At 31.3% G+C, this 14,689-nt stretch carries 14 protein-coding genes and 1 tRNA gene; 7 read left to right on the forward strand and 8 right to left on the reverse strand.

Annotation, left to right across the window (positions count from 1 at the left end; all coding sequences use genetic code 11):
- Positions 1-78: 78 nt before the first annotated feature.
- Complete coding sequence (locus ABD077_RS15380) at positions 79-882, forward strand: sensor histidine kinase (RefSeq protein WP_343913151.1); 804 nt, start codon at positions 79-81, stop codon at positions 880-882.
- Positions 879-1,568: a LytR/AlgR family response regulator transcription factor gene (locus ABD077_RS15385; RefSeq protein WP_343913152.1), complete on the forward strand. Its 690-nt coding sequence runs from the start codon at positions 879-881 to the stop codon at positions 1,566-1,568. The genes ABD077_RS15380 and ABD077_RS15385 overlap by 4 nt, the downstream gene beginning before the upstream one ends.
- 74 nt (positions 1,569-1,642) lie before the next feature.
- Here ABD077_RS15385 and ABD077_RS15390 read toward each other — a convergent pair whose 3' ends face one another.
- Positions 1,643-2,860 carry a S8 family peptidase gene (locus ABD077_RS15390; RefSeq protein ID WP_343913153.1) on the reverse strand — a complete coding sequence of 406 codons (1,218 nt, stop codon included), beginning with the start codon at positions 2,858-2,860 and terminating at the stop codon, positions 1,643-1,645.
- Positions 2,861-3,355: 495 nt separating this feature from the next.
- On the opposite strand from ABD077_RS15390, the gene ABD077_RS15395 reads away from it, so the two are divergent.
- The 3 genes from ABD077_RS15395 to ABD077_RS15405 all read left to right on the forward strand — a co-directional run bounded on the left by ABD077_RS15395 (position 3,356) and on the right by ABD077_RS15405 (position 4,697).
- Positions 3,356-3,568 (forward strand): hypothetical protein, encoded by a 213-nt coding sequence (locus ABD077_RS15395; RefSeq protein ID WP_343913154.1) that lies wholly within the window; start codon positions 3,356-3,358, stop codon positions 3,566-3,568.
- A gap of 223 nt (positions 3,569-3,791) precedes the next feature.
- Positions 3,792-4,097: a hypothetical protein gene (locus ABD077_RS15400; RefSeq protein WP_343913155.1), complete on the forward strand. Its 306-nt coding sequence runs from the start codon at positions 3,792-3,794 to the stop codon at positions 4,095-4,097.
- Positions 4,098-4,325: 228 nt separating this feature from the next.
- A complete protein-coding gene (locus ABD077_RS15405; protein ID WP_343913156.1) occupies positions 4,326-4,697 on the forward strand; it encodes a hypothetical protein in 372 nt (123 codons plus the stop codon).
- Between the two features lie 991 nt (positions 4,698-5,688).
- On the opposite strand, the gene ABD077_RS15410 is transcribed toward ABD077_RS15405, so the two are convergent.
- The 3 genes from ABD077_RS15410 to ABD077_RS15420 form a co-directional block, all read right to left on the reverse strand.
- A tRNA-Arg gene (locus ABD077_RS15410) sits at positions 5,689-5,762 on the reverse strand.
- A 44-nt stretch (positions 5,763-5,806) separates the two neighbouring features.
- Positions 5,807-6,034 (reverse strand): putative signal transducing protein, encoded by a 228-nt coding sequence (locus ABD077_RS15415; protein ID WP_299900790.1) that lies wholly within the window; start codon positions 6,032-6,034, stop codon positions 5,807-5,809.
- A gap of 60 nt (positions 6,035-6,094) precedes the next feature.
- Positions 6,095-7,435 carry an SPFH domain-containing protein gene (locus ABD077_RS15420; RefSeq protein WP_343913157.1) on the reverse strand — a complete coding sequence of 447 codons (1,341 nt, stop codon included), beginning with the start codon at positions 7,433-7,435 and terminating at the stop codon, positions 6,095-6,097.
- 377 nt (positions 7,436-7,812) lie between these two features.
- Between ABD077_RS15420 and ABD077_RS15425 the strand changes: the two genes are divergently transcribed.
- On the forward strand, positions 7,813-8,325 hold the full coding sequence (locus ABD077_RS15425) for an adenine phosphoribosyltransferase (RefSeq protein WP_299900784.1): 513 nt from the start codon (positions 7,813-7,815) through the stop codon (positions 8,323-8,325).
- A 72-nt stretch (positions 8,326-8,397) separates the two neighbouring features.
- Here ABD077_RS15425 and ABD077_RS15430 read toward each other — a convergent pair whose 3' ends face one another.
- The 3 genes from ABD077_RS15430 to ABD077_RS15440 all read right to left on the reverse strand — a co-directional run bounded on the left by ABD077_RS15430 (position 8,398) and on the right by ABD077_RS15440 (position 12,023).
- Positions 8,398-9,216, reverse strand: a complete 819-nt coding sequence (locus ABD077_RS15430; protein ID WP_343913158.1) for a hypothetical protein — start codon at positions 9,214-9,216, stop codon at positions 8,398-8,400.
- Positions 9,217-9,619: 403 nt separating this feature from the next.
- On the reverse strand, positions 9,620-11,662 hold the full coding sequence (locus tag ABD077_RS15435) for a M56 family metallopeptidase (protein ID WP_343913159.1): 2,043 nt from the start codon (positions 11,660-11,662) through the stop codon (positions 9,620-9,622).
- Between the two features lie 4 nt (positions 11,663-11,666).
- Positions 11,667-12,023, reverse strand: a complete 357-nt coding sequence (locus ABD077_RS15440; protein ID WP_299900773.1) for a BlaI/MecI/CopY family transcriptional regulator — start codon at positions 12,021-12,023, stop codon at positions 11,667-11,669.
- Between the two features lie 182 nt (positions 12,024-12,205).
- On the opposite strand from ABD077_RS15440, the gene ABD077_RS15445 reads away from it, so the two are divergent.
- Positions 12,206-13,159, forward strand: coding sequence for a calcium/sodium antiporter (locus tag ABD077_RS15445; RefSeq protein ID WP_343913160.1), 954 nt, complete (start codon positions 12,206-12,208; stop codon positions 13,157-13,159).
- A 300-nt stretch (positions 13,160-13,459) separates the two neighbouring features.
- Here ABD077_RS15445 and ABD077_RS15450 read toward each other — a convergent pair whose 3' ends face one another.
- Complete coding sequence (locus ABD077_RS15450; protein WP_219011252.1) at positions 13,460-14,482, reverse strand: glutamine synthetase beta-grasp domain-containing protein; 1,023 nt, start codon at positions 14,480-14,482, stop codon at positions 13,460-13,462.
- Between the last annotated feature and the right edge of the window lie 207 nt (positions 14,483-14,689).

Below are 14,689 nucleotides of genomic sequence, written 5' to 3' on the forward strand. Positions count from 1 at the left end.
ATAGCGTGTTGGTCATTGTTTTAATAGTGTTTATCCATTAAATTAGTTGAGATCATCAAAAAAAAATACATTTGGATTATGTCTAAGAATTGTAGAGAATATTTTCATGTCATACTTGTTGGAACTGTTATTCTCATTTCTGTCATTGGAATGGTTCGATTCAAAAGACTAGAAGAACTTTCGGGATTACCAATTCATGATCATTATTTTTATGTGTTTCAACTTATCTTTTTGCTTACTGTTGGATACATTGTAATACGTTGGTTTTTTAATTTGTGGAAACAATATCAAATACTTAAGAATGATAAGAACGAGGCTGAATTAATGCTATTGAAGAGTAAAGTAGACCCTCATTTTTTCTTTAATACTTTAAATAATCTTTATGGTCTGGCTATAGAGAAATCTGATAAAACTCCTGAGGTAATCTTAAAATTGTCGGAAATAATGCGTTATACTATTTACGAAGGAGCAGAAGCTGTTGTTTCTATACAAAAGGAAGTAACGTATTTAGAACAGTATATTGAGATTCACTTATTGAGATATAAAAAAGACGTAACTATTTCTTTTAAAAAAGAAATAAGTGATGATCAACTAAAGATAGCTCCATTGTTATTTATAATGTTATTAGAAAATGCTATTAAGCATGGTGTGGAGAGTATGATTACAAATGCATACATTAAAATAAATTTAAAAGTAAAAAGTAATGTAGTGTCTTTTCAAATAGAAAATAATTTTAAGTCAAATATTCAAAATAAAAATGAAGACGGTATAGGTTTAAAAAACTTAAAGAAAAGACTTCAATTGTTATATCATAATAAACATCAATTAATACTTCATAGTAATAATGATGTTTTTAATGCAATGTTAGAGATAAAGCTATGATTAGGTATATGATTTTGGATGATGAGCCTATTGCGCATCGGATTATTGAAGGTTTTGCAAATAAACTCCCAATGTTGCATAATGTTGGCAGTGCATATAACGCATTCGAAGCACTTTCTCTTTTAGAAGAAAACAAAACAGATCTTTTGTTTTTGGACATTAATATGCCAGAGCTAAGCGGCTTCGAGTTCTTAAAAACACTTTCTCGTCCTCCGAAAATTATTGTTACCTCTGCTTACAAAGAATTTGCACTAGAAGGATACGAGTTGGATGTGGTAGATTATTTATTAAAACCTTTTGCATTTGAACGGTTTATAAAAGCCGTTAATAAAGTAATTCTTTTGGAAAAGAATGAAATACCGGTAGAAAGCTCGGAAAGGAATCAATATATATTTATCAAATCAGGTAAGAAACAAATTAAAATATCTTTATATGATATTCTTTTTATCGAAGCTGCTGGAAACTACTGTAAAGTATTTCTGGAAAATCAAATAATTCTTACCTTATATAAAATATCAACCTTCGAAAAAGAGTTACCCGACAATTTTTTAAGAGTACATCATTCATTTATCGTATCAAAAGAAAAGATCCAAATTATAGAGGGCAATCAAATTAAAATCACAGATCATAACATTCCTATTGGGCAAACTTATAGAAGTACTGTGAATAAAATGTTATCGAGATAGAAGAAAGCATTCTGGAGATTAAAAAATATAAAGAGGCTGTGTTTAGCAGCCTCTAATAAGTTTAGAAATTATTATTAATTTAAGGTAGCAATAGGAGCAGTATATCCACCTTTACTTACAGATCCATCAGTAGCGGTACTGTTACCTCTTAATAACAATATTCCTGCTACGTGTGGTGAAGCCATTGAAGTACCTGAGATTCTATTAAACTGACCATTTAACCAAGTAGACCAAACAGCTGTTCCTGGAGCCCAACGATCAACACTTCTTCCGAAGTTTGAACCAGAGGCAGGAGCATCTGTATTTGTCATATTACCTACAACCCAAGTATTAGGGGTTTGTAATAATTTTGGAGAATAAAACTGAGTATCATCATTGCTATTACCCGCAGATGTGGCTCCATAGGTTGTACGCTCTAAGTTTCTAAATGCATCATCTATTGCCTGAGAGGTAAATCGACTATTGAAACCTACACTAAAATTCCAGGTTTCGCCAGCATTTGCGTTATCGGCAACATAATCTACTCCTTGAATCAAACCATCGACAGTACCATTTCCATTAGCATCCAGAACTCGAACAGAAACTACAGTTGCGCCGTATGCTACACCAATAACTCCCGAGCCATTATTTCTGGCAGCAACAGTTCCAGCTACATGTGTTCCATGTCCGTCTTCATCTACCCAAGACCCACCAACAAAACTTATGCTTTGATTCGTATCGATAGTTAAATCGCTATGAGGAGCTATACCACTATCTATTATCCAGCATGTTTTTCCGACACCATTTCCTCTACCTACTCGATTTATACCCCATGGTAAAAACTCTCCATTACTCAGCTGTGAGTCATTAGTTACAGCTTTGTTTTGTACCGTTGGAGGAAGATTACTCACCGGTTTACCTGATTTAAAATCTGTTTTTAGTATATAATTAGGTTCTACGTAGGCAACTGCGGGATCTTCTCTCAGTAATTTCACCTCTTCTTCGGATAAGTTTTTAGCAGTAAAACCTTGGATTGCTTTTGAGTAAGTATTTTTGATATTCTTAGCCGAAATCCCTTGTCTGGATACTATTCTGTTGGATTTGTTTTCTATTTCCACAGTTTTGCCAGAAATTGATTGATCGGGATGATATATGATAATATATTCTCCAGGTATAGCTTGATCAGCTCCTATATCATTTACGATGTCAATTTCTGATGCTGTATCGTTAAAGGTTTCTTCATTTTTTTCACAACTGTAAAATAGAAATGAAAAAATGGTAATTGTGCTTAAAATTCTAAATCTAATTTTCATGATTTTGAGTTTTGTGTTAAGGTTTAATTTAAGAGTATGATGAGCAATTAGTTTTTGTGCCCATCTGTATTATAAACGTTCCAAAAATGAAAATCCCTAATGAAAAACTGACTTATTGTATAAGCGGAATATTCCGCTGTATAAAAAGTTGAAAACACTAAATAAACAACAGAAATAAATTCAATAATTTTGATAAAAGAGGAGTTGTTTTTTCAGTGTTTTTGTGAATAAATGGAATTTTTACCATGAAAATAAAGGATGTGTTGATAAAATTTTAGCGGGTAGGGGTAGGTTAAATTTCAAAAAAAGATCGTATTTCTTTACTGTTGCATTTACTTTTGTTTGTTTTAGGTTTATTTTTGTGTATTAATATAATCTGTTTCCCACTCTCTATTTGGCTTGTCACCACAAAACACCCTGAATCCTTATTATCCAAGTGTTGTAAAACTATTTTTTGTTTGTATAGTTTTACTGAAGTTAATTTTCGTTGAAAAAATGATTCAAGAATTAATGCAAGATCGAATAATTGTAAATAGAATTGATTTAAAAGAGTCAATTTATGTTTATAGTAAAATTTCTCCAGAAGTTAAACGGGGTGGGCCTCCATTATATATTAATAAAAAAACAGGAGAATATAAGTTCTTATTTGTAGCAGATTTAAATAATGGGCATGACGATTTAAGAGAATATTTTTTCAATATTACATAACTGCCGAAGCTCAATAAAATGATGAATGATCACAACAAAAATAGTTTAGGACCAAAAGCGGTTGGATTTTTTATAATAGCGTCATTGACATATTATTTGCTAAAAACCATATTTCTCTAAGGTTCTATAAAGAAAAATCAAAAAAAAATGGGTAACGTTTTACTTTAATACGATACTTATAATAAAAGTTAGTCACTATTAGACACCTTAACTAATCTCATTTATGAAAATTAAAATATATTATATATTATTCTTTTATCTACCATTTACTTTATGTTTAAATGCTCAATCCTTTTATCTCACAAAAGAAAATGAAAAAATTTTCTCTGATGAAGTCTATGAAGGTCCTTTCTCTAGTCAATCTAAATTAAAATTTAAAGAAGAAGGTGGTTATATAAGTTTTGAGAATATCCAAGGAAAATATGATGATAAGCAAGATGTTTTTTTCTTCTTGAAAAAATATAAATCAAAATCTATTTTAAATAAGAAAAACGTCATTAGATACTTATTGATGGCTCAAATTACTTAAGGAGAAATTAAAATATATGAATCATTAGTTCCTGCTGGTGATCAGTCAAAAACAGTATGGCTCATTGAAAAAGGAACTAATTCTGATCAAATTCATGAAGATGGACTTATATATAAAAAAAGAAAGTTATTTGATAAACTAACAGAATTTTCAATAAACGAACCTTATCTTAAAGAAAAAATTAATAGTCCTAAATTTTCCAAATCATTAAAAAACATACGCGCAGTGGTGCAAAGCTTTAACATTGAAAAACATCTAAAAGCTAATAAGAGTGAAAGTAAGTCGGATAGTAAAATAGTTTTTTTTAGAGATGGTAGTAAGCAAAATAAAATGCCTGCCAAATTTTTGGTAAATGGAAAAGCTTTTGTTTTGGATAAAAAAGAAAAAATAGAAATAATGTTACCATCTGATTCAGAAAGTTTAGTTGAAATCACTAATGCCGACGAAAAAGTACAGAAACTAATCAACCCGAATATTAACTATCCTTTATATTATGAAATTAGTCTGAACAAAAAGAATGTTGGGGATATAGTGCGTAGAAATCCAAATAGCTCATTTATAAAAACTCGACTTAAAACTATCAAACTAATAAGATATTAATTTTAGCTAAATATCCTAAAAACACAATCAAGAGTTTTCTGTAGAATAGTTATAATAGAAAATTCAACTAAGTGAACTTTGATAACAAGATTGTTAATTGGTAATTATAAGAAAATTTGAAAGCATTCTTAATCATATTTATTTTAATAGTAGTTCTAATTGTATATTTTATTCGGTATCTAAATAAGAACCGTTGTCCCAATTGCAAGGCAAGCTTTTTCTACTATAATACTATAGAGCAAAAAGATTTAGGCTATGATCCAAATTATAATTACGTAAGAGTCAGTCAACAAACTTACAAATGCTTAAAATGTAAACATACCTGGAAAGAAATAACTAAACATGATGAAAGGAATGCATTCTAGCGTAAATAGTAGGAGCAATGATTAGAGTTATTTACTGTGTCATCTCCAACTTTCACGACCATATGAATATACGATGTCATCTACTTAAAACCATTCTTCGACAAAAAGAGTATTAAGTTAATTTACTATTTGGTTTGTAAAATACAGAATTATAAATCTGTGTATTTAAATAAAATTGTATTTAATATTTGTATCATGTTTGGTTTTGAGTATTCGTTGTTTATATCATTTCTGTTTATGAAATTACAGAAATACCAATTTTTCTAGTAAACCGACTTTTTAATTAAAAATTTGATCCATACTCATGATCTGTTCATCTTTAATACTTTCTGCTATGTGCACATAGATCATTCAGAATGTCCTAATAGTTTTTGTAGTACTTCCACACGTCCACCTTACATGAGATAGATAGTCGCAAAAGTGTGCTTAGATGAATGAAAATAGATTCTCTTTGAATATTATTAATATTGGCAGATTACCTTTGGTGTTCCTTTAAGTTCCGTAGTCTAAATGAAAAGCCACAAATCATAGATTTGCATTTTTTTGTTTGTATTTTGATTCTTGAATAAGTTTAAATTTTATACAAACAAAAAAAGCTCACCATTCGGTGAGCTTTCATTCTTAAGTGACCTCGGCAGGATTCAAACCTGCAACCTCTTGAGCCGTAATCAAGTGCACTATTCAGTTATGCTACGAGGCCTTTTTTGCGGGTGCAAATATATGTGAAAATTATAAATTAAAAAACTATTTTAAAATTTCTTTTTTAAAATTTTCAGTGATTTTATAAGCTTCTTGTAAATCATGATCCTGCACCAAAAGCTCACTCGAATTTTGAAAAGTTCCAAAACCTGCTAATCTTGCAGATTCATCATGATTTTTAGTTATGGTAGCAATGCCTGCCTCATTTAGTAAAAAAGCTAACCTGTTTGTAAGAATAGATGTTCCGGTATATAATTTCACATATGTTCCCATAATGTTATATTTTTAAATGTTTTAATTAGTGGGATACAATATGCATCCCACTCTTAGATTTTACTCTTTAGATGTTTTTTGTGACATCATTTTTTTTGCTAAGTCCGCGCCAATTAATGATTGTAATAGGTTAGCGTCCTTATCTGATTTTCCTCCATCCTGAATATAAATTTCAGGTAGTTTTAGGTCTTTTAATTGCTTGGCAACATTCACAGAAGTTTTGTACTCCCATTCAGCTCGTTCCTGTGGGGTAAGCCCGGCATTTACTAGCTTTGCATTCTCGTAAGACTGTGCGTCTGCCATTGTTTTCTGAGTTTTCGCTTTAAATTGTGCTACTTCATAGTTTTTTCGCTCTTCAATAAGATTGAATTCAGCTACTTTAGCCTTTGTTTCTGCTTCGATGGTTTTCTGAATTTGCTCTTTTTCTAAACGAGCTCTTTCTGCAGCTTTTTCAGCTTCTCCACGAGCAATCTCTTTTTGCGCTCTATAAAATTCGCGTTCTGCCTGCTGTTTTTCTAATTGTGTTTGTGCTACTTCTTCTTTCTGTAACTGAAGACGTTTGTCAAATTCAGGCTCCCAGTCGATTTCGGTTACAACTGCTTGTACAACCGTTAAACCATATCCTCTTAATGAGTTGCCTTTTTCACGAACAGGCTCTCCGTTATGATACTTTATGCGAAATCTTTTTTGTTTCGATTCTTTATTAGGGATCGTTCTTACGGTAGTGCTATCTCCGATAGTTTCTCTGGTTTCTGTAGCAATAAACTCTTCCAAAACATACATTCCATTTTCTAACTGATCTTTAAAATACCGATCAAAATCAGATGCTTGTCCAGATATATAATCTTGTGCATCCATTAGTTTACAGGTATTCTTAATAGACTGATCTATGTTAGGGATAATTCTGGATCTGATTAAGTTTTTCTCCGTTTTGTTACGATCTGCCACAGATAAAAATTGATCTTCGTCTGCGGTGTTGATACTAATCACCACCGATGTAGCGATTCTCGCTTTTACCGCATCGCTAAATGCCCAATATTTTGCTTTGTCTACGTTGGCGTATTTGCTTTGCTCACCCAACTCGTTTTTCTTGTTAGGGATGACGTATTTAATAGGTAATTCAAACTGAATAGGGATCAATCTTCCCCACATCTTAGTGTTGATTCCCTGATTAACTACTGCTTTTTGACTTCCCCAAGGATATTGCACTGCATACGCAGTTCCTGGTTCTGCATAGAAAAACATCCCAGAGATAACACTCATACATAATCCAATAAGGATCATAGCAATGTTTCTTTGTCTAGTGAATTTGTGTAATAATTTTGATTCTTTAAAAAATGGTTTGATGATGAAAATAGTAACTCCAATAATAACCATTATGATTCCTAAATATGTAAGCATAGTAATGACTTTTTAAACTGTTAGTTATTTATAATTAATCAAAAAGAAAGACTATAGTTTACATGATTTCTAGGTTTTTAAATTGAAAATAATTGTTATCGTATTGTTGTACATTTTTAAAATATAGTATTAGAAGTTTATAAAAAAATATTTTGGAAGAAATCTATGAAAGTGAATATTTTTTGTAATCTAAAAAAAGGTTTATGTTTTAATATGTAATTGTATTCTCTTTAATATTGTTTTAAAGTATAACTTAAAGTAGGTATTTTGATAAATAATTGTAAGAATTGAAGGCTCTTTTTTGAGATGGTTTTATAATCCAAGAGGCTTTTGATAATTTTTGAGGCTCTTTTTTCGATTTTCATTATTTTGCAACTATGAACATAAAAGAACTGATAAGAGATATTCCTGACTTTCCTAAACCAGGAATTATATTTAAAGATATTACTCCTTTACTAGCTAATTCTGAAGCGTTGGTCTATGTAGCAGATCAACTTGCTGAATTGATTCCTACTAATGCTAAAGTAGATAAAGTAATTGGTATCGAAGCTAGAGGTTTTATTTTAGGCGGAATGATTGCGCAACGATTAGGTGCTGGATTTGTGCCGGTTCGTAAAAAAGGGAAATTACCGTCAGATACTTATAGTAAGAGTTATGGGTTAGAATATGGAGAAGATGTTTTAGAAATCCATCAGGATGCTATCAAAAAAGGAGAACGTATATTAATTCATGATGATGTGTTGGCAACTGGTGGAACGGCAAAAGCTGTTTGTGAATTGGTAGAACAACTAGGAGGCGAAATCGTACAGTGTAATTTTATTATGGAATTAAGCTTTCTAAATGGAAAAGATAAACTTGATTATCCTATAGCTTCGGTATTACAATATTAGCAGAAGGGACAAATAACAAGAGTCTTTACCGTGTTAAAGACTCTTGTTATTTTTGTGTTGTTCATTAAAAAATTATTTTTTGGTAATCGCAATGATGGCGCCATCTTTTGCTTTATCTCCATATAGGCTAACGGCAATATTAGATTTTAGGAAATCTACTTCTTCCAACTTATCGGCTTTGGCTAATTCATCCAACGTTTTGAAGTCTGCTTCTTCTCCATCTATAATGATTAATTTCTCGATATCTGGATCATCTACAAAACTGTACTTCTTAGATTTTCCAAAATTCGCAGGGAACTGCTGATTGTTAAAAAATATATTCCCATCTTCATCTTCGTTAAAATCAAAAGAATTCATGATTTGATCTTTTAATTTTCCAATGTTAAAATGTCTCCCATTGAAGAATATTGAATCCCCTTCCTGGTCAAAATCAAAATTGAATCTGAAATTTTGGTTTTTTAAAATACTGTCCAAATCAATAGTTTGATGATTAAAACCAATTTGATTTCTCCAGGAGTTAATATCAAACATTCCTGAATTTGTTATGTACAAATTACCATTTTTATATCCAAGTTCTACATCAGATATGGGTTCTGATGAGGAAGAGGAATATTTACTTTTCGCATTTCCCTTTTTTAAAACGATGCTTAAACTAGTAATTTCATCTTGCTCATTAAACTGTATCTTTTCGATAATTAACTCAATACCACTTTCAGAAAAAAAGTCCTTTAGGTCTTCTAGCTCCTTTTCAGTGGTGTCTTTATTAATTGTTGCAATAATCTCATTAGGTTGCAAAGTATATTGAGCGGAGTCTGTAGGTAGTTTGGATGTAAATGCTGTTAAGGAAAGTATACCTAGTATACCCATTCCTAAAAAGATCCATTTTTTCATACTAAATATTATTTTTCGGGTTTCGATTTTTAATTGAAATGAATTCGATTATAAATACGAAAACGGAATAAAGATGTTGCAAAAAAGATCTTTTATTGTCGTGTAAATTTCTGAAAGTAAGATTTATAAAGCTCTTTTTGTGACATATAATCTCCACCCAAAAATAAGTAGCTGAAGTTTAGAGGCTTTACTTAGATCTAAACTTTTTTTTGTAAAGCTAGGGAGTAATATTTTGTTAACTCTAGCTAAAAAAATAAAGAATGGTTTTGTCATATCAATAAATCATAAGGTATGAAGAAAATCTTTCAGATATAAAAGTAAGCAATTTTGAAGGATTAGATAATTTAAAAAAAACTCACTTGATTTCAAGTGAGTTTTTGATATATATTGCAATATGGATGTGTTACTTGGTTATGATTTCTACTACACCATTTTCAGCTTCAACACCGAATTTTTTTAGTGCTTTTTCGCCTTTATAAACGTTGACAGACTTAATTTTATTTTTATTCAAGCTGCCTAATAGACTTTGGTTTGCTTTTTTTCCGTTAATAAATATTATCGGTTTTTTGCCATCGTCAGTAGAGCCAAATCGAATATCATCATTATCTATATGAATATCCAGACCAGTTTCTTTCTTATAGTTCTTTTTGGCATATTTCTTTGTGGTAATCTGAATAACTCCATCTTCCGCTTTTTTTCCGTATTTCTCAATGCTTTTTTTGCCTTTAAGTACTTCTACAGTAGCGATATCATCAGATTTTAGTTTTTTGACATCTTTTTGACTAGCTTTTTTACCATCTATGTAATAAAGAGGTTTCTTTTTAGAATTACCATCAAACTTAAAGGTGGTTTCATGACTGTCAGAATGGAAATGAATACCATCTTCATCATCATTACTTTTAATTATGAAACTATTTTCACCTTTCTTTTTGGATAGTTTGTGTTTAGATTCTTCATTGATAATGAAATAGCTTTGTCCTTCATCATCTGATTGTATTTCTATACTTTGAATATCAACATGTTTGCTTTTGCCGTCTTTGCTGATCCAAATATTCTTGTTTCCAGACTGACCAATATTGATCTTTTCTTCCTTACTGTCATAGGACAATACCAAAGGATTGATAGGTTTGTCATCGGAAACAGAAAAATTAGCATTGCTTTTACTAGAGGTTACTTCTATGCTAATGCTCGTGATTTCGTTACCACTATTTCTTTCGATATCGCTAAAACTTACTTTTACATCGTACTCGTTTTTTAAAATACGCTTTACTCTCTCTAGTTCTTCTTTTGTAGACGTTTTATTAATAACAAACTCGATAGTGTTTTTCTTTTTGATTTTTGAAACCTGCGATTCGACGATCTTGTTGTTCTGTGAATTAATTTTTGGTTTTTTAGTTTTCTGCACAGTATTTACCTGTTGTTTTGTAAGAGAATTTTTGGCAGGATACTTTTTTTCTGATGGAGTTGGAACCTCTTCCTTTTTTGGAAATTCAAGTTCTTTTTCTTCTTTAGTGATATCAGATGCCGAAGAAATATTGACATCAGAACTAATAACTTCTTCAGGAGTATCGGCCTGATCGATATATCGTATTTCGGTTTTGGTATTAAAACTCCATAAAAATAGACTTAGTAATGGAAGGATGATAGTGGTTTTCCATAAGTTCCTGTGATTCGATTCTTTTTTGTTTAACATAACGATTCGTTTTTTGATTAATGATTGATAAAAATTATTTGTGATTGATGAATAATTAGTAGCTGATACTTTGACTAATGTTAATTGATAGTCCTTTATAGAAGAAAGGTCTCTGGTAGCTTCTTGATCTGCAATAAACTCCAGGTTTTGTTGTAAACTTTTTTTGTATAACCATGAAAGAGGGTTCATCCATTGAAATATTACAAATAAATTGATGAGTAAGATATCAATGCTATGGTATTGTGCGGCATGGATTTTTTCATGTTTCAAGATCATTTCTAATTCTTTAGAATCATGTAGTAAGGGGTTGAAAATAATGTATTTGAAAAAGGAAAACGGTGCGATATCTTCTTTGGTTTTTACAAAAGAAAACCCCTCATCTTGACAATTACGGCTTTTATTTAAAATTTTGCGCAATGAAAAAAGTTGAATTGCAAAACGAACTAATAGTATTGATGTAGTTACCAGATAGATAACTAAAAGAACGGACCACCAATCAAGAATTGAAGATGTTGCTGCAACTTGTGCAGGAGTATCGTTGCTGTATTCAATAAAATGAAAATTGGGTTGCTCTATAAATTTTATTTGGGTAAACTCTAAGAAAGGTAATAAGATTGCTCCAAGTACTCCTGCTATCAAAAAATGTCTATTTGCAGAAAAGAAAGTGTCTTTTCTTAGTAAAAAGAAATAGACAGCGTAGAACAATGAAAGTATAATACTCGATTTAAGTAAGTAAAATAGAAACGCTTCCATAGCTTTATTTTTTTTGTTCAATTACATTTAAAATCTCTCTTAGTTCTTCTGCAGTGATTTTTTCTTCTTTGGCAAAAAAGGAAACCATGTTTTTGTAAGAGTTGTTGAAGTACTGAGTCATTGCTTTACCTACAAAGTTGTTTCTGTAAGCTTCTTTAGTTATTACTGGATAGTATTGATGTGTTTTTCCAAAAGCTTTGTGATCGATATATCCTTTTTCTTCAAGATTTCGAATAATCGTAGAAACTGTATTATAATGTACTGTGTTGTTTAATTCAGCTTGTACTTCTTTTGCAAATGCTTTTTCTAGCTTCCATAAAGCTTGCATAATTTCTTCCTCTTTATTGGTGAGTTTTTCCATAGTCTCATTTATTTGAGTTCAAATATATAACTACAAATCTAGTTTCACAACTATTTTTATAGTTATTTAACTATTTTTATAGTTTTCAATTGATTTCAAGGTGTTTGATTTGTTAAAAAAACGCTGTAACATTTACTAGATATGATATACTTATTCTATATTCGCAATCAAATTAATAGCATATGATTCAGAGTATACTTTTTGTGGTAATTGGTTTTGTTTTACTCGTGGTAGGAGGAGAGTATCTAGTGCGTTCTTCAGTAGCATTATCGTTTCGATTAAAGTTGTCGAAGATGGTTATTGGACTTACTGTGGTATCGTTTGCTACTTCTGCACCGGAGTTATTGGTGAGTTTGCAAGCTGCCTTGGGCGGATCTGCAGATCTTTCTCTTAGTAATGTAATAGGATCTAATATTGCTAATATTGGTTTGGTTCTAGGGATAACTGCATTAATTGGTCCTTTGGCAATTGATAAGGATTTTTATAAGTTTAACTGGCCAGTTATGGTGTTATTGTCTTTAGTGTTATACTTCTTTCTCGACAATGATGGTGTACTTACTAGAATAGAAGGTGGTGTATTGTTGGGTTCTTTGTTGGTATATATGTTTTTGTTGATAAAAAGAGCGAGAAAGCAGGCCGATAGCTCCGTTGAAGATGTGGATGATTCTTTAGAAAGTGTTTCTAATTTTAAAATGATACTTTGGTTGTTGATAGGTGGTGTTGCTTTGTATTTTGGTTCCGAATTGTTAGTAGAAGGAGCAAAGGATATTGCTACTAGAATGGGAGTGAGTGAGGCGGTTATTGGACTTACTATGGTAGCTGTTGGAACTAGTGTGCCAGAATTGGCAGCATCTGTGATTGCCGCATTAAAACAGGAAAAAGCAATCTCATTAGGAAATCTTATTGGGTCCAATATTTTTAATATTGCTTCGGTATTAGGTGTGACTTCTTTAATTCAACCTATTTCTGTTACGGATACTCGGTTGATGAATATTGATATTTTTTGGATGTTAGGTTTCGCTATGATATTATTACCGCTTGCTTTTATTCCCAAGAAAATGGTTCTGGGTAGGCCTAAAGGATTCTTGATTTTTGCGGGCTACTGTGTTTTTATAGCCTTAGTTTTTATAGGTTAGTTTTAGAAATAAACATCATATTAGTGAAGTTTACTTTAAAAAAGAGGTTTCCTATAGATTGTTTTAGCTGTTATTACAAATTAAATCATGAACGTATTATTTTATCTTGCTTGTATATAAGTTTTCTTTTGTGTTAACTTTTCAAAAGGTAAAGGTAAAGAGTAGGCTTTGTTATAGTTAATAGGAAAGAAACTCGTACTTTCTTTGTTTTGGATTGTGTATTTAATATATAAAAAAACAGCCTTCAATTACGAAGGCTGTTTTTGCGTTTAACAACTTTAGTTAGTTACTATCTTTATGTTATGCTGTAACTGGTATTTCAGCAGTTTTTACAGTCTTAACAATTCTTGCTGCAATTTTGTATGGATCTCCATTAGAAGCTGGACGACGATCTTCTAACCAACCTTTCCATCCTTTTTCTACAGTAATGATAGGAATTCTAATAGATGCTCCTCTATCGGATACTCCATAAGAGAATTCATGTATCGACTGTGTTTCGTGTTCTCCAGTAAGTCTTTGGTCATTAAACTCTCCATAAACTGCTATATGCTCTGCAGTAACAGGTCTGAATGCTTCACAAATTGCTTCGTAAACCTCTTTAGAACCACAAGTTCTTAAAATCTCGTTAGAGAAGTTTGCGTGCATACCAGAACCGTTCCAGTCACCTTTGATTGGTTTTGGGTGGTACTCAATGTAGTATCCATACTTTTCCGTTAATCGGTCTAGTAAATATCTAGCTACCCAGATTTCATCTCCTGCTTTCTTAGCTCCTTTAGAGAATAATTGAAATTCCCACTGTCCACTTGCAACCTCCTGGTTAATACCTTCGAAGTTAAGGCCTGCATCGATACATAAATCAGCATGCTCTTCTACGAAATCTCTTCCGTGAGTATTTTTTCCTCCTACAGAACAATAGTACATTCCCTGAGGACCTGGATATCCACCTACAGGAAACCCTAGAGGTAACTGAGTAGTTTTATCCATAATAAAGTATTCTTGTTCGAAACCAAACCAGAAATCGTTATCATCATCATCAATAGTCGCTCTTGCATTTGATTCGTGAGGTGTTCCGTCAGCATTTAAAACCTCAGTCATTACTAAATATCCATTTCTTCTTGTTGGATCTGGATAAATAGCAACAGGCTTTAATAAACAATCAGAAGATCCTCCTTCTGCTTGCTTTGTAGAACTACCATCAAATGACCAAGTTGGGCAATCTTCTAACTTCCCACTAAAATCTTCTTCAATTTTTGTTTTACTTCTTAGATTAGCAGTTGGTTTATAACCATCTAACCAAATGTATTCTAATTTAGCTTTACTCATAATTAACACTTTATAAATTGAACTCTTAAAGGTTTCAAAATTAGTTTTATTTTGTGATAACCGAAAAAAAATAGGGGGTCAAATGTATTTTTTTTATTAATTTTTATCAACACCCTACTTTTTTATAGGGTATTTTAGTTTTATTTTAATTTTTATGGAGCATTTTTTTGATTTTAGCAATGAAAACTTCCTTTATATTTGCAAATA

This window comes from Aquimarina litoralis, assembly GCF_039523995.1.
GTDB classification, from domain to species: domain Bacteria; phylum Bacteroidota; class Bacteroidia; order Flavobacteriales; family Flavobacteriaceae; genus Aquimarina; species Aquimarina litoralis.